General features: G+C 71.3%; 19 protein-coding genes, 1 pseudogene and 1 riboswitch. Of the genes and pseudogenes, 12 read left to right on the forward strand and 8 right to left on the reverse strand.

What is annotated here, in order from left to right:
* The first annotated feature begins 209 nt into the window (after positions 1-209).
* From IPK81_17855 to mutT, 3 genes are all read left to right on the forward strand, one after another.
* Positions 210-1,178: a peptidylprolyl isomerase gene (locus IPK81_17855; GenBank protein QQS11427.1), complete on the forward strand. Its 969-nt coding sequence runs from the start codon at positions 210-212 to the stop codon at positions 1,176-1,178.
* 182 nt (positions 1,179-1,360) lie between these two features.
* Positions 1,361-2,599 (forward strand): bifunctional glutamate N-acetyltransferase/amino-acid acetyltransferase ArgJ, encoded by a 1,239-nt coding sequence (gene argJ / locus IPK81_17860; GenBank protein ID QQS11428.1) that lies wholly within the window; start codon positions 1,361-1,363, stop codon positions 2,597-2,599.
* 25 nt (positions 2,600-2,624) lie between these two features.
* Positions 2,625-3,083, forward strand: a complete 459-nt coding sequence (mutT, locus tag IPK81_17865; protein ID QQS11429.1) for an 8-oxo-dGTP diphosphatase MutT — start codon at positions 2,625-2,627, stop codon at positions 3,081-3,083.
* 10 nt (positions 3,084-3,093) lie between these two features.
* On the opposite strand, the gene IPK81_17870 is transcribed toward mutT, so the two are convergent.
* Together IPK81_17870 and IPK81_17875 are read right to left on the reverse strand one after the other, a co-directional pair.
* Entirely contained in the window at positions 3,094-4,266 is a 1,173-nt protein-coding gene (locus tag IPK81_17870; protein ID QQS11430.1) for an alpha-hydroxy-acid oxidizing protein, read from the reverse strand.
* A 33-nt stretch (positions 4,267-4,299) separates the two neighbouring features.
* Positions 4,300-5,916 (reverse strand): choline dehydrogenase, encoded by a 1,617-nt coding sequence (locus IPK81_17875; GenBank protein QQS11431.1) that lies wholly within the window; start codon positions 5,914-5,916, stop codon positions 4,300-4,302.
* A 177-nt stretch (positions 5,917-6,093) separates the two neighbouring features.
* Positions 6,094-6,169, forward strand: a riboswitch (SAM riboswitch).
* An 83-nt stretch (positions 6,170-6,252) separates the two neighbouring features.
* On the opposite strand from IPK81_17875, the gene metZ reads away from it, so the two are divergent.
* From metZ to IPK81_17890, 3 genes are all read left to right on the forward strand, one after another.
* On the forward strand, positions 6,253-7,473 hold the full coding sequence (metZ, locus tag IPK81_17880) for an O-succinylhomoserine sulfhydrylase (protein QQS11432.1): 1,221 nt from the start codon (positions 6,253-6,255) through the stop codon (positions 7,471-7,473).
* 82 nt (positions 7,474-7,555) lie between these two features.
* The gene (locus IPK81_17885) at positions 7,556-7,816 is read left to right on the forward strand and encodes a hypothetical protein (protein QQS11433.1); all 261 of its coding nucleotides are present in this window, start codon (positions 7,556-7,558) and stop codon (positions 7,814-7,816) included.
* A 26-nt stretch (positions 7,817-7,842) separates the two neighbouring features.
* A complete protein-coding gene (locus tag IPK81_17890; GenBank protein QQS15165.1) occupies positions 7,843-8,460 on the forward strand; it encodes a TenA family protein in 618 nt (205 codons plus the stop codon).
* 13 nt (positions 8,461-8,473) lie between these two features.
* Here IPK81_17890 and IPK81_17895 read toward each other — a convergent pair whose 3' ends face one another.
* Positions 8,474-9,448: a hypothetical protein gene (locus IPK81_17895; protein ID QQS11434.1), complete on the reverse strand. Its 975-nt coding sequence runs from the start codon at positions 9,446-9,448 to the stop codon at positions 8,474-8,476.
* A 10-nt stretch (positions 9,449-9,458) separates the two neighbouring features.
* Positions 9,459-10,532 carry a phosphotransferase family protein gene (locus IPK81_17900; protein QQS11435.1) on the reverse strand — a complete coding sequence of 358 codons (1,074 nt, stop codon included), beginning with the start codon at positions 10,530-10,532 and terminating at the stop codon, positions 9,459-9,461.
* Positions 10,533-10,666: 134 nt separating this feature from the next.
* Here IPK81_17900 and IPK81_17905 point away from each other — a divergent pair, with 134 nt between their 5' ends.
* The 5 genes from IPK81_17905 to argE (IPK81_17925) all read left to right on the forward strand — a co-directional run bounded on the left by IPK81_17905 (position 10,667) and on the right by argE (IPK81_17925) (position 14,793).
* Complete coding sequence (locus IPK81_17905; protein QQS11436.1) at positions 10,667-11,146, forward strand: PaaI family thioesterase; 480 nt, start codon at positions 10,667-10,669, stop codon at positions 11,144-11,146.
* Between the two features lie 136 nt (positions 11,147-11,282).
* Positions 11,283-11,675 (forward strand): Co2+/Mg2+ efflux protein ApaG, encoded by a 393-nt coding sequence (gene apaG / locus IPK81_17910; GenBank protein ID QQS11437.1) that lies wholly within the window; start codon positions 11,283-11,285, stop codon positions 11,673-11,675.
* Between the two features lie 22 nt (positions 11,676-11,697).
* Positions 11,698-12,339 (forward strand): GTP cyclohydrolase I FolE, encoded by a 642-nt coding sequence (folE, locus tag IPK81_17915; protein QQS11438.1) that lies wholly within the window; start codon positions 11,698-11,700, stop codon positions 12,337-12,339.
* A 123-nt stretch (positions 12,340-12,462) separates the two neighbouring features.
* Positions 12,463-13,602, forward strand: a complete 1,140-nt coding sequence (gene argE / locus IPK81_17920) for an acetylornithine deacetylase (GenBank protein ID QQS15166.1) — start codon at positions 12,463-12,465, stop codon at positions 13,600-13,602.
* Between the two features lie 54 nt (positions 13,603-13,656).
* Entirely contained in the window at positions 13,657-14,793 is a 1,137-nt protein-coding gene (argE, locus tag IPK81_17925; protein QQS15167.1) for an acetylornithine deacetylase, read from the forward strand.
* Positions 14,794-14,817: 24 nt separating this feature from the next.
* Here argE (IPK81_17925) and IPK81_17930 read toward each other — a convergent pair whose 3' ends face one another.
* Complete coding sequence (locus tag IPK81_17930; GenBank protein QQS11439.1) at positions 14,818-15,261, reverse strand: cupin domain-containing protein; 444 nt, start codon at positions 15,259-15,261, stop codon at positions 14,818-14,820.
* Positions 15,262-15,373: 112 nt separating this feature from the next.
* On the opposite strand from IPK81_17930, the gene IPK81_17935 reads away from it, so the two are divergent.
* Positions 15,374-16,261: a LysR family transcriptional regulator gene (locus IPK81_17935; protein QQS11440.1), complete on the forward strand. Its 888-nt coding sequence runs from the start codon at positions 15,374-15,376 to the stop codon at positions 16,259-16,261.
* Here the strand turns inward: IPK81_17935 and IPK81_17940 are convergent.
* From IPK81_17940 to IPK81_17950, 3 genes and pseudogenes are all read right to left on the reverse strand, one after another.
* Positions 16,251-17,206 (reverse strand): annotated as a pseudogene (locus IPK81_17940) (Hsp33 family molecular chaperone HslO). The gene IPK81_17935 and the pseudogene IPK81_17940 sit on opposite strands and share 11 nt — an antisense overlap.
* Position 17,207: 1 nt before the next feature.
* On the reverse strand, positions 17,208-18,134 hold the full coding sequence (argF, locus tag IPK81_17945) for an ornithine carbamoyltransferase (protein ID QQS11441.1): 927 nt from the start codon (positions 18,132-18,134) through the stop codon (positions 17,208-17,210).
* Positions 18,127-19,320, reverse strand: a complete 1,194-nt coding sequence (locus tag IPK81_17950) for an aspartate aminotransferase family protein (protein ID QQS11442.1) — start codon at positions 19,318-19,320, stop codon at positions 18,127-18,129. Before IPK81_17950 ends, argF begins: the two co-directional genes overlap by 8 nt.
* Between the last annotated feature and the right edge of the window lie 174 nt (positions 19,321-19,494).

Genomic DNA, 19,494 nt, shown 5'->3' on the forward strand with positions numbered 1-19,494 from the left:
GTGGCAGGGGGCGGGGTCGGACGGCGGCATGGCTTCCGCTAGACCGAAGCGGCCCGCCCGCCAAGCGGCGCGCGTCGTCGGAAGATCGCCGTCGGGACACCGGTTGTGGGCGCTCCCTCACTTGCTCCCGCGTCGCGGCTGTGCTTAGTGCCGCTGCCAAGGTGGCCGTCGCAGCGGCCGGCCGCGAATTCCCCTCCAGGAGCACTTCGATGATCCGTTCCCCGCGCGGTTTCCGCGTCGCCGTTTGGCTCGGGCTGGCCGCCGCGCTCGCCGCCGGACCCGTCCTGGCGCAGACTCCGCCGGCCGGAAAGCCGCCGGCCGCGACTCCCCCGGCGGCCACGCCGCCCGCCGCGACGCCGCCGGCCGACGCGGTCGTGGCGGTCGTCAATGGCCAGCCGATCAAGCTGTCCGACGTCCAGGCCGCCCAGGCCCAGCTGCCGCCGCAGTACCGGCAGCTTCCGCTCCAGGCCGTGTTCCCGGCGCTTCTCGACCAGATGGTCGACGCGAAGCTCCAGGTCGCCGAGGCGCGCAAGGCCAAGGTGCAGGACTCGGACGTCTACAAGAAGCGCCTCGCGACCCTCGAGGACCGCCTTCTGCAGGACCAGTGGCTGACCCAGGAGATGGAGAAGCGGGTCACGCCGCAGGCGCTGAAGGACCGCTACGCCAAGAAGGTCAAGGAGCTGCCGCCGGAGGAGGAGGTCAAGGCCCGCCACATCCTCATCGCCGACGAGGCGGCCGCCAAGGCGATCGTCGAGGAGCTCAAGAAGGGCGGCGACTTCGAGAAGATCGCCAAGGAGAAGTCGATCGACAAGGCGTCCGGCGCCCAGGGCGGCGATCTCGGCTGGTTCAAGAAGGGCGACATGGTCAAGGAGTTCGCCGAGGCGGCATTCCTGCTCAAGAAGGGCGAGACCGTGCCGGCGCCGGTGAAGAGCCAGTTCGGCTTCCACATCATCCGTCTGGAGGACCGCCGCGCGGCGCAGCCGCCGACCGAGGCGGAGATGGAGGAGGAGCTGCGCAACGAGCTGACGCGCGAGACCTACGCCCAGATGATGGAGGGCGTGCGCAAGGCCGCGAAGATCGAGAAGTTCAACATGGACGGCTCGAAGATCGTCGAGACCCCGACGCCGCCCCCGGGGGCGCCGGCCGGCGCGCCGTCGGGCGCCCCCGCCAAGAAGTGACGTGCCGCCGCCCGGGCCGTTCCGGGCGTCGGTTCCGGTCCGCTCCGGCGGGCAGGACGAAAGGCGCGACTCGCGGCGCGCCTGTGGTATAGGTTCCCAGCGGTTCCCGGCGCGTCCTCCACCGACGCGCCGTTCGCCGTTTTTCCGGACGCGCGATCCGCGACAACCCGCCCCGAGGCGACATGAGCGCTGCTCCTTCCGTTTCCCCCCTCGCGCCGAAATCGACGCCCACCCTTCCGCGGATCGCCGGCGTCAAGCTCGGCGCGCTGGAGGCCGGCATCCGGTACAAGGGCCGCAAGGACGTCATGCTGGCGATGCTGCCGGCCGGCGCGATCATCGCGGGGGTCCTCACCAAGTCGAAGACCGCGTCGGCGCCGGTCGAGTGGTGCCGCAAGAACCTGTCGCGCGGCAAGGTGCGCGCGATCCTGGTCAACGCCGGCAACGCCAACGCCTTCACCGGCAAGGCCGGCGACAAATCGGTCGAGGAGGCGACGCGCGCCATCGCCCAGGCGATCGGCTGCCCGCGCAACGAGGTGTTCATGGCCTCGACCGGCGTGATCGGCCAGCCGCTCGACCCGGCGCCGTTCGTCGCGCACGCCGGCGCCCTCATCAAGGCGGCGCGCGAGGACGGCTGGGCCGAGGCGGCGGGCTCGATCATGACCACCGACACCTTCCCGAAGGTGGCGACGCGCACCTGCCGGATCGGCGACGGCACCGTGACGATCAACGGCTTCGCCAAGGGCTCGGGCATGATCGCGCCCGACATGGCGACGATGCTCGGCTTCGCCTTCACGGACGCCAAGATTCCGCCGCAGGTGCTGCAGAAGCTGCTGTCCGACGCGACCGAGAAATCGTTCAACTGCGTCACCGTCGACGGCGACACCTCGACCAGCGACACCTTCCTGCTGGCCTCGACGGCGGCGGCCCGCCATCCGCGCATCGAGGAGGCGGACGATCCGGCGCTGGTCGATTTCCGCCGCGCGCTCGACGAGCTGATGATCGAGCTGGCGCAGCTCGTGGCGCGCGACGGCGAGGGCGCGTCGAAGTTCGTGACCATCAACGTCACCGGCGCCACCAGCAACGGCGCCGCCCGCAAGATCGGCCTGTCGGTGGCGAACTCCCCGTTGGTCAAGACCGCGATCGCCGGCGAGGACGCCAACTGGGGCCGCATCGTCATGGCGGTGGGCAAGTCGGGCGAGAAGGCCGACCGCGACAAGCTTCGCATCTCCATCGGCGGCGTCAGGATCACGGACGGCGGCCAGGCCGTGCCGAACTACGACGAGGGTCCGGTCGAGAAGCACATCAAGGGCCGAGAGGTCGTGATCGACATCGATCTCGGGCTGGGCCGCGGCAAGTGCACGGTGTGGACCTGCGATCTGACGCACGGCTACATCGACATCAACGGTAGCTACCGTAGCTGACGGCGCGGCGGCGCGCCGACACGCGATGACCGGCGCGGACGATCCGTTCGAGGCCTGTCCCGGCGACGACGCGGCGCCGGGCCCGCGCCGGGTCGTGCTGGTCGCCGCCGTGGCGTTGATCGACGCCGACGGCCGGATCCTGATCGCGCGGCGACCGCCCGGAAAGGCGATGGCCGGGCTGTGGGAGTTCCCCGGCGGCAAGGTCGATCCCGGCGAGACGCCGGAGCGGGCGCTGGTGCGCGAACTGGGCGAGGAGCTGGGCATCGAGACGCGCGGCAGCTGTCTGGCGCCGATCGCCTTCGCCTCGCACGCCTACCCCGATTTCCACCTGCTGATGCCGCTCTACGCCTGCCGCAAGTGGCGCGGCACGCCGGCGCCGCGCGAGGGCCAGACGCTCAAGTGGGTGCGCGTCGCGGAGCTGCGCGACCACCCCATGCCGCCGGCCGACATCCCGCTCATCGCCCAGCTGCGCGACCTGCTGTAGCCGCCGGCGGTCAGGGCCGACGGTTGCGCCGCAGGTCGTCGCGGTCCTCCCACATCAGGAAGTCCGGGCCGAGGCTGGCGATGTCCGGCGCGCCCATCTGCGCCATCGCGATGTCGACCTCGCGGCGCATGATGCCCAGCGCGCGGGCGGCGCCGGCCGTGCCGCCGGCGGCGGCGCCGTACAGCGTCGGACGGCCGAGGAACACGAACTTGGCGCCGAGGCAGAGCGCCGCCAGCGCGTCGGCGCCGCGGCGCACCCCGCTGTCGAGCATCAGCGTCGTCTTGTCGCCGACCGCGTCGCGGATCGCGGGAAGGACCTCGACCGGCGCCGGCGCGCGGTCGAGCTGCCGCGCGCCGTGGTTCGACACCATGATGCCGTCGACGCCCGACAGCGCCGCGCGCCGCGCGTCGTCGGGATGCATGATCCCCTTGAGCACGAAATTGCGCGGCCACAGGCGGCGGAAATTCTCGATGTCCTTCCAGGTCAGAACCGCCGGCGTCTGCTTCGACGCGAAGTCGGCGACCTCGTCGGCGCTGGCGCCCTTGGGCGCGTAGGGTTGCCAGTTGGAGAACATCGGCGTGCCGTGGCGAAGGAACTCGAGCATCCACGCGGGATGGCGCAGAGCCTCCAGTTTGGTGCCGAGCGACAATTTGAGCGGCCGGCCGAAGCCGTTGCGCGCGTTGCGCTCGCGGTTGGACGACACCGGGACGTCGACCGTCACCACCAGCGTCGACAGCCCGGCCGCGTCGGCGCGGCGGATCATGTCCTCGGAGATCGATTTGTCCTTGGCGGTGTAGAGCTGGTACCAGCCGTGCTCCGGGGCCAGCTTGCCGAGGTCCTCGATCGATGCGGTGCTGCTGCCCGACATGATGAACGGCACGTTGGCGTCGCGCGCCGCCTCGGCCAGCATCAGGTCGGCGCCGCGGCGGAACAGGCCGGCCAGACCGGTCGGCGCGATGCCGTAGGGACCCGAGTAGGCGCGGCCGAACAGCGTCGTGGTCTGGTCGCGGGTCGAGACGTCGACCAGGTATTTCGGCACCAGGCGCAGCGCCTCGAAGGCCGCGACGTTGGTGTCGAGGCCGATCTCGTCCTCGACGCCGCCCTCGATGAAGTCGTAGCAGATCTTGGGCAGGCGCCGCCGCGCCAGCTTGCGCAGGTCCTCGAAGTTCACCACGCCGTCCATGGCCGCCGCCTCCCCTATGTCGTTCCGCCGCCCCTACGCGGCGGCCTTGACGCCGGCCTTGGCGTCCTCGCGGATCATGTCGGCGGCCTTCTCGCCGATCATGATCACCGGCGCGTTGGTGTTGCCGGAGACCAGCGTCGGCATGATCGAGGCGTCGGCGACGCGCAGGCCGGCGATGCCGCGCACCCGCAGGCGGTCGTCGACCACCGCCATCGGATCGGAGCCCATCTTGCAGGTGCCGATCGGGTGGAACACCGTCTGGCCGTTGATGCGCGCGAAATCCAGCCATTGCGCGTCCGTCTGGACCTCCGGACCGGGCCGCAGCTCGTGGGCGCGGTACTTCTCCATGGCCGGGTTCTCGATCACGCGCCGCGCGATCTTCATGCCGTCGACCAGGCACCGCCGGTCGACCTCCTCGGCGAGGAAGTTCGGCCGGATCGCCGGCGCCGCCAGCGGGTCGCCGGACTTGATGTGGATCGTGCCCTTCGATTCGGGACGCAGCTGGCAGATCGCCACCGTCATGCCGGGCTGCGTGTCGAGCTTGCGGTCGGCGGCGTTGGCGTAGCTGGCGTGCGCGAAGTGGTACTGGATGTCGGGCCCGGCGACCTCGGGGCGCGTCTTGACGAAGCCGTGCACGATGCCGGCGGTCAGCGTGAGGATGCCGCGGCCGCGCATGTAGTACTTCGCCAGCTCCTTGAGGAAGGCGATGCCGCGGGTCTGCTCGTTGAGCGTGATCGGCAGCTTCACGCGCCACGCCATGCGCGTGGCGTAGTGGTCGCGGTAGTTCTCGCCGACGCCGGCGAGCTCGTGGGCGATGGGGATGCCGAACGACTTGAGCAGCTCCGGCCGGCCGATGCCCGACAGCTCCAGGAGCTGCGGCGACTGGATCGCGCCGGCGGTCAGCACGACCTCGCCGTCGCAGCGCGCCTCCACCGTGCGGCCGTTCTGGACGTAGGCGACGCCGACGCAGCGCCTGCCGTCGAGCAGCAGCTTGGTGGCCTGCGCGTTCGTCTCGACGCGCAGGTTCGGCCGGCTCCGCGCCGGATCGAGGAAGGCGCGCGCCGTCGACCAGCGCTTCCCGTCCTTCTGCGTGACCTGGTAGTAGCCGAAACCCTCCTGGTTCCCGTCGTTGTAGTCGGCGCACCGCGGATAGCCCTCGGCGACGCCGGCGTCGATGAAGGCGTCCAGGATCTCGTGGCGCTCGTACATGTCGGCGACGTTCAGTTCGCCGCCCTTGCCGCGCGACTCGTCGCCGCCGCGCTCGAAATTCTCCGACCGTTTGAAGTAGGGCAGCACCGATTCGTAGGACCAGCCGCGGTTGCCGAGCTGCGACCAGGTGTCGTAGTCGAGCGGCTGGCCGCGCACGTAGAGCATGCCGTTGATCGAGCTGGAGCCGCCGAGCGTGCGGCCGCGTGGAATCGGGATGGTACGGCCCTTGACGTTGTCCTCGGGCTCGGTCGCGAAGTTCCAGTTGTAGGTCTTGTCGTTGAGCAGCTTCGAGAAGCCGGCCGGGATCGAGATCCAGAACCCGTCGTCCTTGCGGCCGGCCTCGAGCAGCAGCACGCGGCACTTCGGATCGGCGCTCAGACGGTTGGCGACGACGCAGCCCGCCGATCCCGCGCCGACGATGATGTAGTCGTACTCCGCCATGCCCTGCCTCCCGAATCCGGCGTCGCGTCTTCGCGCCTTGCCCCACCCGTACCGCATCCCGCCGGCGTCGCGAAAGTCCCGCCGCGGCATGGCTCGGTTACCGGCGGCGCGATGCCGTCCCCCGCGGCGGCTGGACCGCCGTTATTCCCTTGATCTCGGCGGCGCATGCGTCTATTGGGCTCTCTCCGAGGGATTTGAGCCGACCGGCTTGCGGCCTCGTTAAAAACCGCTAAAAGGTCGGGCGCTTCCGAAAAAAGCCCCGCCCGCGCCGGTCGGGGCTTTGTTGTCGCGGTCGTCCATCGACGGGGCGTGCCGCGCGGCTCGACGGAGGCGAAGATGGACGGCGGATTCAAGGGACGGCGGATCGAGGCGCGGCAGGACGCCGACGTGGGCGCGTGGCGGCCGCAGACGCGGGCGGTGCGCGGCGGATTGCGGCGCTCCGATTTCGACGAGACGTCCGAAGCGCTGTTCCTGACCTCGGGCTACGTCTATGGCAGCGCCGAGGAGGCCGAGGCGGCGTTCTCAGGCGGCCACGACCGCTTCCAGTACTCCCGTTTCGGCAACCCGACCGTGTCGACCTTCGAGGACCGGCTGGCGGCGCTGGAGGGCGCCGAGGCGTGTCGCGCCACGTCGACCGGCATGAGCGCTGTCTACTTCGCCCTGCTGGCGCTGCTGCGCGCCGGCGACCGCCTCGTGGCGGCGCGCCAGCTCTTCGGATCCTGCCACTACATCGTCGCCGAGCTGCTGCCGCGGTTCGGCGTCGAGACCGAGCTGGTCGACGGCCGCGATCTCGACGCCTGGAGGCTGGCGCTGTCGCGGCCGGCCAAGGCCGTTCTGTTCGAGACCCCGTCCAATCCGATGCTCGACATCGTCGACATCCGCGCCGTGACCGAGCTGGCGCACGCCGCCGGCGCCCGGGTCGTGCTCGACAACGCGTTCGCGACGCCGGTGCTGCAGCGGCCGATGGAATGGGGCGTCGACATCGTCGTGCACTCCGCCACCAAATACATCGACGGCCAGGGCCGCGCGCTGGGCGGCGCCATCCTCGGCCCGAAATCCTACATCGTCGACGAGCTGCAGCCGATCACGCGCAACACCGGGCCGTCGATGTCGCCGTTCAACGCCTGGATCATGCTCAAGGGCCTCGAGACGCTGTCGCTGCGGATCGAACGGCACTGCGCCAGCGCCGCGCGCGTCGCCGACGAGCTCGCCGGGCATCCCGCCGTGGCCCGCGTGCTCTACCCCGGCCGCAAGGACCACCCGCAGCACGCGCTGGCGACGGCGCAGATGTCGGCGCCGGGCGGCATCGTCGCCTTCGAGCTCAAGGCCGGCAAATGGGCCGCTTTCGAGACGCTGAACCGCCTGCGGCTTATCGACATCTCCAACAATCTCGGCGACTCCAAGAGCCTGGTCACGCACCCTGCGACGACGACGCACAAGCGTATCGGCGAGGCCGAGCGCGCCAAGCTCGGCATCACCGACGGCCTCGTGCGGCTGTCGGTGGGGCTGGAGGACGTTCAGGACATCGTCGACGACCTGGTGCGCGCGCTGGGGTAGCGGCGCCGCGACTTGTGATTGGCTCCGCGGCGCGGCCTGTGTTGCGCTGCGGGCAGCCATCGTGTCCGGAGTGCGCCACGCCATGTTCCGCTTCCTCGTCCCCCTCGGCCTGTTGATGGCCATGTCGCCGGCCGCGCGCGCTCAGGAGCAGGCGCCCGGCGCCGACCGTTACCGCTGCGAGCGCCTCTACGCGTTGCTCGAGCGCTACGCGCGTTCCGGCGAGGGCCAGTCGACGGTGACGCTCGACGCGCGAACGGCGCTCCAGCAGTGCCGCGCCGGCGACACCGCGCGCGGTATCCCCGTGATCGAGAAGGCGTTGCGCGCCCAGGGCTTCAAACCGTGACGGCGGCTCCACCGGATCGCGCGCGGCTGGCGCGCGTCTTGTGGGAGTCGAACGGCGGCATCGCCGCGCGCGTGCTGGCCCATCCGTTCGTGCGCGGGCTGGGCGACGGCTCGCTGCCGATTCCGGCGTTCCAGCGCTACGTGGCGCAGGACGCCTATTTCCTCGAGGCCTTCGCGCGCGCCTACGCGTTCTGTCTGGCGCATTCCCGCGAGCGTGCCGATCTCGACGCCTTCGCGACGCTGATCGGCGGTGTCGTCGACGAGCTGCGGCTGCACGGCGCCTACGCCGCGCGCTGGAGCGTCGATCTCGCCGATGTCACGCCGGCGCCGGCGACGCTCGCCTACACGTCCTTCCTGATCGGCCACGCCCGCGGCGGCGCGCTCGACGTGACGATCGCCGCGATGACGCCGTGCATGCGCCTCTACGCCTTCCTCGGCGGGGCGCTGGCGCGCGGCGACGTGGCGCCGCTCTACGCCGAGTGGGTGCGGACGTACGCCGATCCCGGCTTCGAGGCGCTGGCGGCCACGCTGGAGGCGCTGCTCGACCGCCACGCGGCCGACACGCCCGCGGTACGCGCCGCCTACCGCCGCGCGATGGAGCTGGAGTTCGATTTCTTCGACGCCGCGTCTCGGCAACGCGCCTGAGCGCGTCGCGGCGTCAGCCGGCCGCGAGCGCCGCGACCTGCGCGCGCACAATCGCCTCGATGTCGGGCGCCGGAATGCGGGCCAGCTCGGCCAGCCCGCGGCCGCGCGCCACGCGCTCGACGATGGCGAGCCCCAGCAGGTACCCGCTGCGGGCCGGGATGTCGCCGCGGTAGCCGTAGGACAGGTACCGGGCGCGCGTCTGACCGTCGGTGGCGTGCAGGACCGGCGGTAGCTCCGCCGCCACGCGGCGCAGCAGGTCCGGGGGCGCCTCGGCGAGGCCGCGGTCGCCGAGCAGCGCCTGGAGGCGCGAGGCGGCGGGATTGAGCGCCGCGCTCGCGTGCACCGCGAGGCCCTCCTTCCAGATGCCGAGCCACAGCGTGTCGCCGCCCTGCAGGATGAGGCTCGGATTGACCTGATGATGGTAGAGGTGGAAGCGCTCGTGGTCGAACAGCGCGCCGAGATCCGCGCCCGGCCCGTGGAACCGCGCGACCCCGTCGAGGCCGATGAACAGCGACGGCCGGCCGCGCCACAGCCGCACGGCGGCGTCGAAGTTCAGGAACGAGACGAGGATCGCGACCGGCGTGTCGGTGGCGGCGTCCGGAAGGTGCCGCGCGAAGCGCTCGATCTGGGCGCGCCAGGCGCCGGGCACCGATGCCGACAGGCGCCGCGCCTCGTCGGCCAGGCCGTCGAACACCGGCAGCCACCGCCCGAGATTGATGCGGCCGATGCCGGTGCCGCGGTACACCTCGAGATGCGGCTGGAAGTAGTCGGCGATCAGCGCGCCGGCCCGCGCTTCGACGCTCGCGCCTTTGCCGGAATCGTAGACGCGCCAGAAAGCGGGCATCAGATCGGTCACGCCGCCGGGCTGCGCGGCGGCGCGGCGCGCGCCGACGGCGGACACCATCGGCAGGGCGCCGGCGACCGCGAGAAGACCGCGGCGGCCGAGCGAAGATGTCCGATCGATCGCGGCGCTCCGGGACGCGGTCATCCGCTGGCGCTCACGCCCCGGCCAGCATCCGTTCCACCGCCTGCCAGCCGAGCACCGCGCGGATGCGCACCCGCTCGGCTTGGTCCTCGTTGCGCGAGCCGGTGTCGTAGACGCCGTCGAGCGCGCGCTTGTACACGCCCTGGCCGATCGCGGCGACGCGGAAAAGGTTGTAGGCCATGTAGAAATCCCAGTGCGGCAGGGAGTCGACGTTCATGCGCCGGCAATAGGCGCGGACGAACTCCGCCTCGGTCGGAATGCCGGTGCCGGCGAGGTCGAGGCCGAGGAGGCCGCGGCCCTTCGGATCCGGCGGCGTCCGCCAGCTCAGGCACTGGTAGGCGAAGTCGGCCAGCGGATCGCCGAGCGTCGCCAGTTCCCAGTCCAGCAGCGCCAGCAGCCGCGGCTCGCGCGCGTCGAAGATCGCGTTGTCCATGCGGTAGTCGCCGTGCACGATCGCCGTGCGCGCGTCCTTCGGCACGTTGCCGGGAAGCCACTCGATCAACCGGTCCATCTCCGGGATGTCGTGGGTCTGCGAGGCGCGGTACTGCTTGCTCCAGCGGTCGACCTGGCGGGCGACGTAGTTGCCGGGGCGGGCGAAATCCTCCAGCCCGACGGCGCGCGGATCGACGTCGTGCAGCGCCGCCTGCGCGCGGTTGAGCTCGTCCCAGATCGACGCGCGCTCGGCCGGCGCCATGCCGGGCAACGACTGGTTCCACAGCACGCGGCCGTCGACGAAGCGCATCACGTAGAACGCGCTGCCGATCACGTCGTCGTCGCGGCACAGCGCCAGGGCCTCCGGCACCGGCACGCCGGTGCCCTTGAGCGCGGAGATGACTCGGTACTCGCGGTCGACCTGGTGGGCCGACGGCAGGAGCTTGCCGTAGGGTTTGCGCCGCAGGGCGTAGCGCGCGCCGCCGGCGCCGACGAGGTAGGTCGGGTTGGACGTGCCACCGTTCATCCGCTCGACCCGGTCGATCGGGCCGTGGAAGCCGTCGACGTGCTCGCGCAGGAAGCGCTCGAGGCCGGAGAGGTCGCGCCCGTCGGCCGTCAGACCGGAGGCGGAGCCGAGATTGGCTGTGTCGCTCATGGCGCGAGCCTAGCCGCTGGCGCCGCGCCGCGCGAGGCGCCCGCGCGGGCGTTCCGCGTGGCGGCGGTTGGCCGTCGGCCGCCGGGCGTGGGACACTGCCGGCAATCCATCCACCTTCGGTCGGAGAGCTCGGAATGTCGTCGGAGACGAAGCGCGAATACGGCGTGATCGACCCCGCCCAGGCGCGGACCATGAGCGGCGTCGATTTCCTGCGCGGCTGGATCGAGGGCCGCTTTCCGGCACCGCCGATCGGCAAGTTCATGAACGGCGGCCTCGTCGAGGCGGAGTCCGGCCGCGTCGTGTTCGAGGGCACGCCCGGCGCCGACCACTACAATCCGCTCGGCGGCGTGCATGGCGGCTACGCCGCGACGCTTCTGGATTCTTGCATGGGCTGCGCCGTGCATTCGGCGCTGGCGGCGGGGCAGGGCTACACCACGCTCGAGCTCAAGGTGAACTACGTGCGTCCGATGTCCGACCGCACCGGTCTCGTGCGCGCCGAGGGCCGGCTGATCCATCTCGGCGGACGCGTCGCCACCGCCGAGGGACGCGTCAACGACGCCGCCGGCAAGCTGATCGCGCACGGCTCGACCACCTGCCTGGTGTTTCCGATCTGACCCCGGTATCCACCGCGAGCCTTGAACGGCGGACCGCCGCCCCCACCTATTGCGTTTGCGCCGGGCCGGCGTCCCACCGCTCGTCTGGTCGCGGGCGGGACGCGACGCTAAACTCGACCTATCAGCCGAGAGCGACATGTACACCGAGGAAACCCGATCCATCCGCGTGACCGTGCGGCCAACCTACCTCGCCGACCAGTCCGATCCGGACGCCGGTCGCTGGGTGTGGGCCTACCAGGTGCGCATCGAGAACGTCGGCGAGGACACCGTCCAGCTCGTCAGCCGCCACTGGAAGATCACCAACGCGCGCGGCAAGCTCGAGGAGGTGCGCGGGCCCGGCGTGATCGGCAAGACGCCGGTGATCCAGCCGAACGAGTCGTTCGAATACACCAGCGGCTGTCCGCTCGACACGCCGTCCGGTTTCATGACCGGCACGTACCAGATGGTCTCGGATGGCGGCGACCGTTTCGACATCCGGATCCCGACCTTCTCCCTCGACCTGCCCGAGCCCCGCCGGTCGGTGAACTGAGCCGGCGCGAAAGGACTGCGTGATGAACAAGGTGATCAAGCGGCCGGGCTTCTCGGCCATCGCCACTGTCGGCTCCCACGCCAAGCCGACCCGCGCCGAGGCCGAGGACGCGGTGCGCACGCTGCTGCGCTGGGCCGGCGACGATCCGGCGCGCGAGGGCCTGGTCGGCACGCCGGACCGTGTCGTGCGCGCCTACGAGGAGTTCTTCGCCGGCTACGCCGAGGATCCGCGCGAGATCCTGGCGCGTACTTTCGAGGAGACCGACGGTTACGACGAGATGGTCGTGCTGCGCGACATCCGGCTGGAGTCGCACTGCGAGCACCACATGGTGCCGATCATCGGCAAGGCGCATGTCGGCTACCTTCCGAACAAGCGCGTGGTCGGCATCAGCAAGCTTGCGCGGATCGTCGAGATCTACGCCAAGCGGCTGCAGATCCAGGAGAAGATGACGGCGCAGATCGCCAACTGCATCCAGGAGGTGCTGGAGCCGCGCGGCGTCGCCGTCGTGATCGAGGCGGCGCACGAGTGCATGACCACCCGCGGCATCCGCAAGCCGGGTGTCACCATGGTCACCAGCCGCATGCTCGGCTCGTTCCGCGAGGACCCGTCGACGCGCCGTGAGTTCCTCGCCATGATCGGCAAGGGCGCGGGCGGCTACGCCTGACGCCGCCTCCGCGCCGCGCCTCCGGGCGCGGCGCCGTCGATCGAAGAGCCTTCGCGGGGCCGTCGCGCGTACCGCCAGTGTTGGAGTCCCGGGATGAGCGGTGAAATCGTCGATTCGGTCGAGATGCTGCGGCGTCTCGTGGCCTTCGACACGACCTCGCGCGAGTCGAACCTCGCGCTGATCGACTACGTGCGCGGCTATCTGAAGGGCCACGGCGTCGACTCGACGCTGGTGCCGAACGCCGAGGGCACCAAGGCCAACCTCTACGCCACGGTCGGGCCGATGGTCGAGGGCGGCGTCGTGCTGTCGGGCCACACCGACGTCGTGCCGGTCGACGGCCAGCCATGGGACACCGATCCGTGGACGCTGACGGCCAAGGGCGACAAGCTGCACGCCCGCGGCACCTGCGACATGAAGGCCTTCTCCGCCGTCGGCCTGGCGATGGTGCCGCATTTCCTCAAGGCGGGGCTGAAGGTGCCCGTCCATTTCGCGTTGAGCTACGACGAGGAGGTCGGTTGCCTCGGCGCCCACTCGCTGGCGGAGCGCTTCGCGGCCGACATCCCGCGGCCGCGCGTCGTCGTGATCGGCGAGCCGACGATGATGACGGTGGTCCACGCCCACAAGGGCACGCGCGTCTACACGACGACCTTCACCGGCTTCGAGGCGCATTCCTCGATGACCCATCTCGGCGTGTCGGCGATCCATTTCGCCGGCGAGTTCATCGCCTTCCTCAACCGGCTCCAGGACGAGATGGAGGCGGCCGCGCCGAAGGACAGCGAGTTCACGCCGCCGATGTGTACGGTCAATGTCGGCCTGATTCACGGCGGCACCGCCGGCAACATCCTGGCGCGCGAATGCGTGGTGCAGTGGAACTACCGGCCGCTGCCGACCGACGACGCGACCGAGGTCGAGCGCAAGGCGCTGGCCTACCTCGACGGCGAGCTGCTGCCGGCGATGCGCCGGCGCCATCCGGCCGCCGGCATCGTCACGGAATTCCGTTCGGCGACGCCGGCCTTCTCGCCCGACGGCAACGACGAGGCCAAGGCGCTGGCGCGCGCGTGGAGCGGCTCCAACGTCGTCGGCAGCGTGCCCTACGGCACCGAGGCGGGCATCTTCCGCCAGACGCTGGGCGTGCCCACCGTCGTGTGCGGTCCCGGCGACATCGCGCAGGCGCACCAGCCCAACGAGTTCCTGCTGCGCTCGCAGATCGACGCCTGCGAGTCCTTCATGCGGCGCATGGTCGAGTGGGCGCGGACGCGGTAGCGCCGCGCACGGGGGAGCGGGAGCATGGGCGGATATCCGTTGAACTCGGCCGACATGCTGGCGCGGCTGGTCGGCTTCGACACGACCTCGGCCAAGTCCAACCGCGCCCTGATCGACTGGGTGCGTGGCTACTTCGCCGGACATGGAGTCGAGTCCACTCTGGTGCCGAACGCCGAGGGCACCAAGGCGAGCCTCTACGCCAGCATCGGCCCGAAGGTCGAGGGCGGCGTCGTGCTGTCGGGCCACACCGACGTGGTGCCGGTCGACGGCCAGCCATGGGACACCGATCCCTGGACGTTGACCGACAAGGGCGGCCGCCTCTACGGCCGCGGAAGCTGCGACATGAAGGGCTTCGTGGCCTGCGCGCTCGCCGCCGTGCCGAGGCTGCGGGCCGCCAGGCTGAAGGCGCCGGTGCATTTCGCCTTCAGCTACGACGAGGAGGTCGGCTGCCTCGGCGCGCATTCGCTGGCCGAGCGCCTGATGGGCGACGTGCCCCGGCCGCGCGCCGTCGTCATCGGCGAGCCGACGATGATGGGCACGGTGAAGGGCCACAAGGGCCAGAACAGCTACGGCGTCGTCATCACCGGCTTCGAGGCGCATTCCTCGATGACCCATCTCGGCGTCTCGGCCATCCACTTCGCCGGCGAGCTGATCCATTTCATCAACGGGCTGCAGGAGGAGTTCGCGCGCCGCGCCGATCCCGCCAACGGCTACATGCCGCCCTACGGCACCTTCAACGTCGGCACGCTCGACGGCGGCACCGCCGGCAACATCCTGGCGCGCGAGTGCGCGCTGGTGTGGGAGTACCGCCAGGTCCCCGGCGAGGACGGGGACGAGGCGCGCCGGCGCCTGCAGGCGCATATCGACGAGGTCCTGCTGCCGGCGATGCGCCGCAAGCACCCCGCCGCGGACATCGCGATGACGCCGCGCTTCGTGGTGCCGGCGTTCAAGGGCGAGGAGAACGGCGAGGCCGAGACGCTGGCGCGCGCGTGGAGCGGCTCGAACGCCTCGACCATGGTGGCCTACGCCACCGAGGCCGGCATCTTCCAGGGCACCGGCGTGTCGACCATCGTCTGCGGTCCCGGCGACATCGCCCAGGCGCACCAGCCCAACGAGTTCGTGCTGCGCTCGCAGTTGGATTCCTGCGACGCCTTCCTCGCCCGCATGATCGCGTGGGCGGAGCGGGGCTGATCGTCCCCGCGCCGCCCCGGCGCGTCACGCCATCCGCACGCCGTACTGGCCGCAGATGTCGCCGATCTCCGGCGGCGTCAGGCCGCCCGGCGCGGCACGGCCGGCGCGGTCGAGGTGGCGGAACATCTCCGCGGCTTGCAGGCCGGGCCGCGCGATCACCAGCACGCGCACCGGCGAAGAGGTGTCGTTGCGGAAACCATGGACCGATCCGCGGGGCAGGTGCGCGCAGCTCCCGGCGCCGGCCACGACGCTTCCCGCCGGCCCGAGCAGCGTGAGGGCGCCGTCGACGACCATCAGCGTCTCGTCGTCGTCGTCGTGCGCGTGCGGCGGCACGAAGTAGCCGGGCGGCACCGAATGATCGGCGACGAACACGCCGTCGCCTCCGGGGTCGGTCTTCACGATCATCGCCGCGCCGAGCACGTCCAGCCGCTCGCCGTCGGCCGGTCCGGCCAGTCTCATCTTCGTCATCGTCCGTCTCCTGGTTCCGCGCCCGCCGCGCCGGAACATCGATAGGCGCGGTCGCGCCGCGCGGCGAGACGGTGGCTCTGGACACATCGTTCGCCATGGCGAACAATACGGCATGGACAGTTTCGCGGGTTTCGAGGCGTTCGCGCGGGTCGTAGAGACGGGCAGTTTCACCGCCGCGGCGGCGTCGCTGGGGTCGGCCAAATCCTCGGTCAGCGAGGCCGTGCGGGCGCTCGAGGAGCGGCTGGGCGCGCGCCTGCTCGACCGCACGACGCGGCGCGTGCGCGTGACCGAAGCCGGCGCCGCCCTCTACGCGCGCTGCCGCCGCCTGCTCGACGACGCCGCCGCCGCGCGCGCCGAGGCCCGCGCCAGCGCCACCGCGCTCGCCGGCCGGCTGCGCGTATCGGCGCCGCAGGGTTTCGCCCAGCGTTTCCTGGTGCCGGCGCTGCCCGCCTTCATGGCGCGGCATCCCGCCGTGACGTTCGACATCTCCGAGAGCGTCGAGCCGGTGGATCTGCTCGCCGCCGGCCTCGATCTCGCGTTCCGGGTCAGCGAGTCGCCGGCGCCGAACCTGATCGTGCGCCGCCTCGGCACGGCGCGCGTCGTCGTGGTCGCGGCGCCGGGCTACCTGGCGGCGCGCGGCGCGCCGGAGCGGCCCGCCGACGTCGCGCGCCACCGCTGCGTCGGGTTCTCGCCGCTGGCCTGGCGCGACACGTGGCGGCTCGGTGCCGAGGTCGTGGCGGTGGCGCCGCGCTTGTTGACCAACAGCGGCGAATCGCTGCGGGCCGCCGCCTTGGCGGGGCTCGGCCTGGTGGCCCTGCCGGAGTGGATGGCGGCCGACGCGCTGGCGGCGGGCAGCCTGACGCAGGTGCTGACGGACCATCCCGCGCCGGCGACCGGCATCTTCGCCGTCTATCCCGGCAGCCGGCTGATCTCGCCGGTCGTGCGCGCCTACGTCGACCACACCGTGCGCGAGATGCGTGCGCGCGGCCTCAGGCCGTGAGCGCGGCGATCGCCGCGTCGTCGTAGTCGTAGCGCGCCGAGCAGAACTCGCAGGTCACGACGACCTTGCCGCTGTCGTCGCGCAGGGTCGGCAACTCGTCGCGCGGGATCGCGCGCAGCACGCGGTCGATGCGCGCGCGCGAGCAGCGGCACTCGTCGCGCAGCCGCGGCGCTCGAAGGCGCGCGCGCCGTCCTCGTGGAACAGCCGCCAGATGAGCCGCTCCGACGGCAGCGCCGGATCGAGCGCCTCGGCGGCGCGGGCGCTGCCCAGCAGGATCAACGCCCGCCGCCAGCGCTCCTCGCGCTCCTCGGCGTCGAGCTCCTCGACCAGCTGGCGCGACGGCAGCGCCTGCAACAGCAACGCGCCGGCGCGCCAGCGCCCGTCGACGCGGCCGGAGGCCAGCAGGATGCCGGCGCCGAACTGCTCGGACTGCCGGAAATAGTGGTGCGCGCAATCCGCCAGCGTGGCGCCCTCGAGCGCCACGACGCCCTGATAGCGCTCGGTGTCGGCGCCCTGGTCGACGGTGAAGGCCATGTGGCCGGCGCCGATCAGGCGCGTGACCGGGTTGTCGGGAAGGCCCGAGACGGGGTCGAGCCGCACGCCGGCGCAGGCCGCTTCGAGCCTGGCGGCGTCGTATTCAGCGTAGCCGCGCAACGCGCCGGCCGAGGTCAGGTCGACCACGAGCAGGCGGACGGCGCCGTCGCCGCGCAGCTGCAAGGTGAAGATGCCGTCGTACTTCAGCGACGAGGCCAGCGCCGCGCCCAGCGCCAGCGCCTCGGCCAGCAGGCCGGCGACGGCGTGCGGATAGGCGTGGCGGGCGATGATGGCGTCGGCGACCGCGCCCAGCCGGATGGCGCGGCCGCGCGCGCCCAGCGCGTCGAGCTGGAACGGCAGCACGGCGTCGTCGCCGTCCGCGGACGGCGGCGACTCCGGCCCGGCGTTCATGTCAGACGCTTCCCAGGCACCAGGCGAGGATGCCCTTCTGCGCGTGCAGGCGGTTCTCGGCCTCGTCCCACACGACCGATTGCGGCCCGTCGATCACCGAGGCGGTGACCTCCTCGCCGCGGTGCGCCGGCAGGCAGTGCATGAAGATCGCGTCACCCTTGGCGAGCTTCATCATGCGGTCGTCGACCTGGTAGCCGCGAAGCATGTTGTGGCGCCGCGCGAAGCCGGCGGCGTCCTCGTCGCCCATCGACACCCAGGTGTCGGTCACCACGCAGTCGGCGCCGGTGACGGCGGCGACGGGATCGTGGCTGATGGTCACGCGCGCGCCGCGCCGCTTGGCCCATTCGACCACGTCGGCCGGCGGGCTCAGCTCGGGCGGGCAGGCGATGCGCAGCTCGAAGTCGAACTGCGCCGCCGCATGGATCCAGCTCGTCGCCATGTTGTTGCCGTCGCCCGACCAGGCGACGACCTTGCCCTTGATCGAGCCGCGATGCTCCTCGAAGGTCATCACGTCGGCCATGAGCTGGCAGGGATGCGTCTTGTCGGTGAGGCCGTTGATCACCGGCACGGTGGCGAAGCGCGCCATCTCGTGGAGCTTCTCCTCCGAGGTGGTGCGCATCATGATGACGTCGACATAGCGCGACAGCACCTGGGCGGTGTCGGCGATGGTCTCGCCGCGCCCGAGCTGCGTGTCGGTCGTGCCCAGCATGATGGTGTGGCCGCCGAGGTCGCGCATGCCGACCTCGAACGACACGCGCGTGCGGGTCGACGGCTTCTCGAAGATCATCGCCAAGGTCTTGCCGGCCAGCGGCCGGTCGTGGCCGGCGCCGGCGCGGTCGCGCTTGTAGGACAGGCCCTGGTCGAGGATCCGGCGCAGCAGCGCCGGATCGAGCTGGTCGAGGTCTAGGAAGTGCCTGGGGTCAGCCATGGCCGGCCCCGGCCTTCGCCGCCAACGCCGCGCAGGCGTCGTCGATCATGGCGATGCCGTGGTCGATGTCGGCGGCCGGCGCGATCAGCGACGGATAGGTGCGCACGACGTTGTCGCCCGCGCCCACCGTCAGCATGCCGCGCTCGAACAGCGCGTTGACGAGATCGCCGCTGGGCGTCACGCAGCGCAGGCCGCTGATGAATCCCATGCCGCGCACCTCGGCCAGCACCTTGGGATGCTTCGCCACGAGGCCCTCGAGCTTGCCTCGGAAATACGCGGCGCGCTTCTGGACCCCCTCGAAGAATCCCGGCTCGAGCATGACGTCGAGCACGGCGTTGCCGCAGGCCGTGGCCAGCGGGTTGCCGCCGTAGGTCGAGCCGTGGGTGCCGAACACCATGCCGGCGGCGGCCTTCTCGGTCGCCATGAAGGCCCCGAGCGGGAAGCCGTTGGCGATGCCCTTGGCGACGGCCATCACGTCCGGCTCCACGTCGAACCACTCGTAGGCCCACATCTTCCCGGTGCGGCCGAAGCCGCACTGGATCTCGTCGAAGAACAGCAGCAGGCCGAACTCGTCGCAGATCCGGCGCAGCTCGCGCAGGAAATCGCCGGTTCCCGTACGCACCCCGCCTTCGCCCTGCACGGGCTCGACCAGGATCGCCGCCGTCTCGTCGTCGATCGCGTCGCGCACGACGTTGGTGTTGTTCAACGGCACGTGCACGAAGCCCGGCGCCGCCGGGCCGAAGCCCTGCAGGTACTTCTCGTTGCCGGTGGCCGCCAGCGCCGCCCCGGTGCGGCCGTGGAACGCCTGCTGGAAGCAGACGATCTTGTAGCGGCCGGGATTGCCATTCACGTACTGGTACTTGCGGCACAGTTTGATGCCGCCCTCGATCGCCTCGGCGCCGGAGTTCGAGAAGAACATCGTGTCCGCGAACGAGTTCTCGACCAGCCGCTGGGCTAGCCGCTCGCCATGCGCGATCCGGTACAGGTTGGAGGTGTGCCAGAGCGCCGCCGCCTGCTCCTGAAGCGTCTTCACGAGGTGCGGATGGCAGTGGCCGAGATTGTTCACGGCGATGCCCGACGTCCAATCGAGGAATCGTCGGCCGTCCGTCGCGTAGAGGTAGGAGCCCTCCCCGCGCGCGAACGCGACATCCTTCCGATCGTAGGTCGGCATCACGGCCGTAATCACGTCTCGATCCTCCACTGGCTGGCTTCTGGCGCGGTGCGCGCCAAAAAAACGCGCGGCGCGCCGGACCTCGGAACCGCCCGAGAGCCGGAAAACGCCGCACGGCGCACTATCCGGATGGGTCCATGCTCTGTCAACGACGCAAGGCGGCGCCCGCAGGCCGCGTGGCGCCGGTGG

This window comes from Rhodospirillales bacterium (assembly GCA_016699855.1).
Classification (GTDB): Bacteria; Pseudomonadota; Alphaproteobacteria; order Reyranellales; family Reyranellaceae.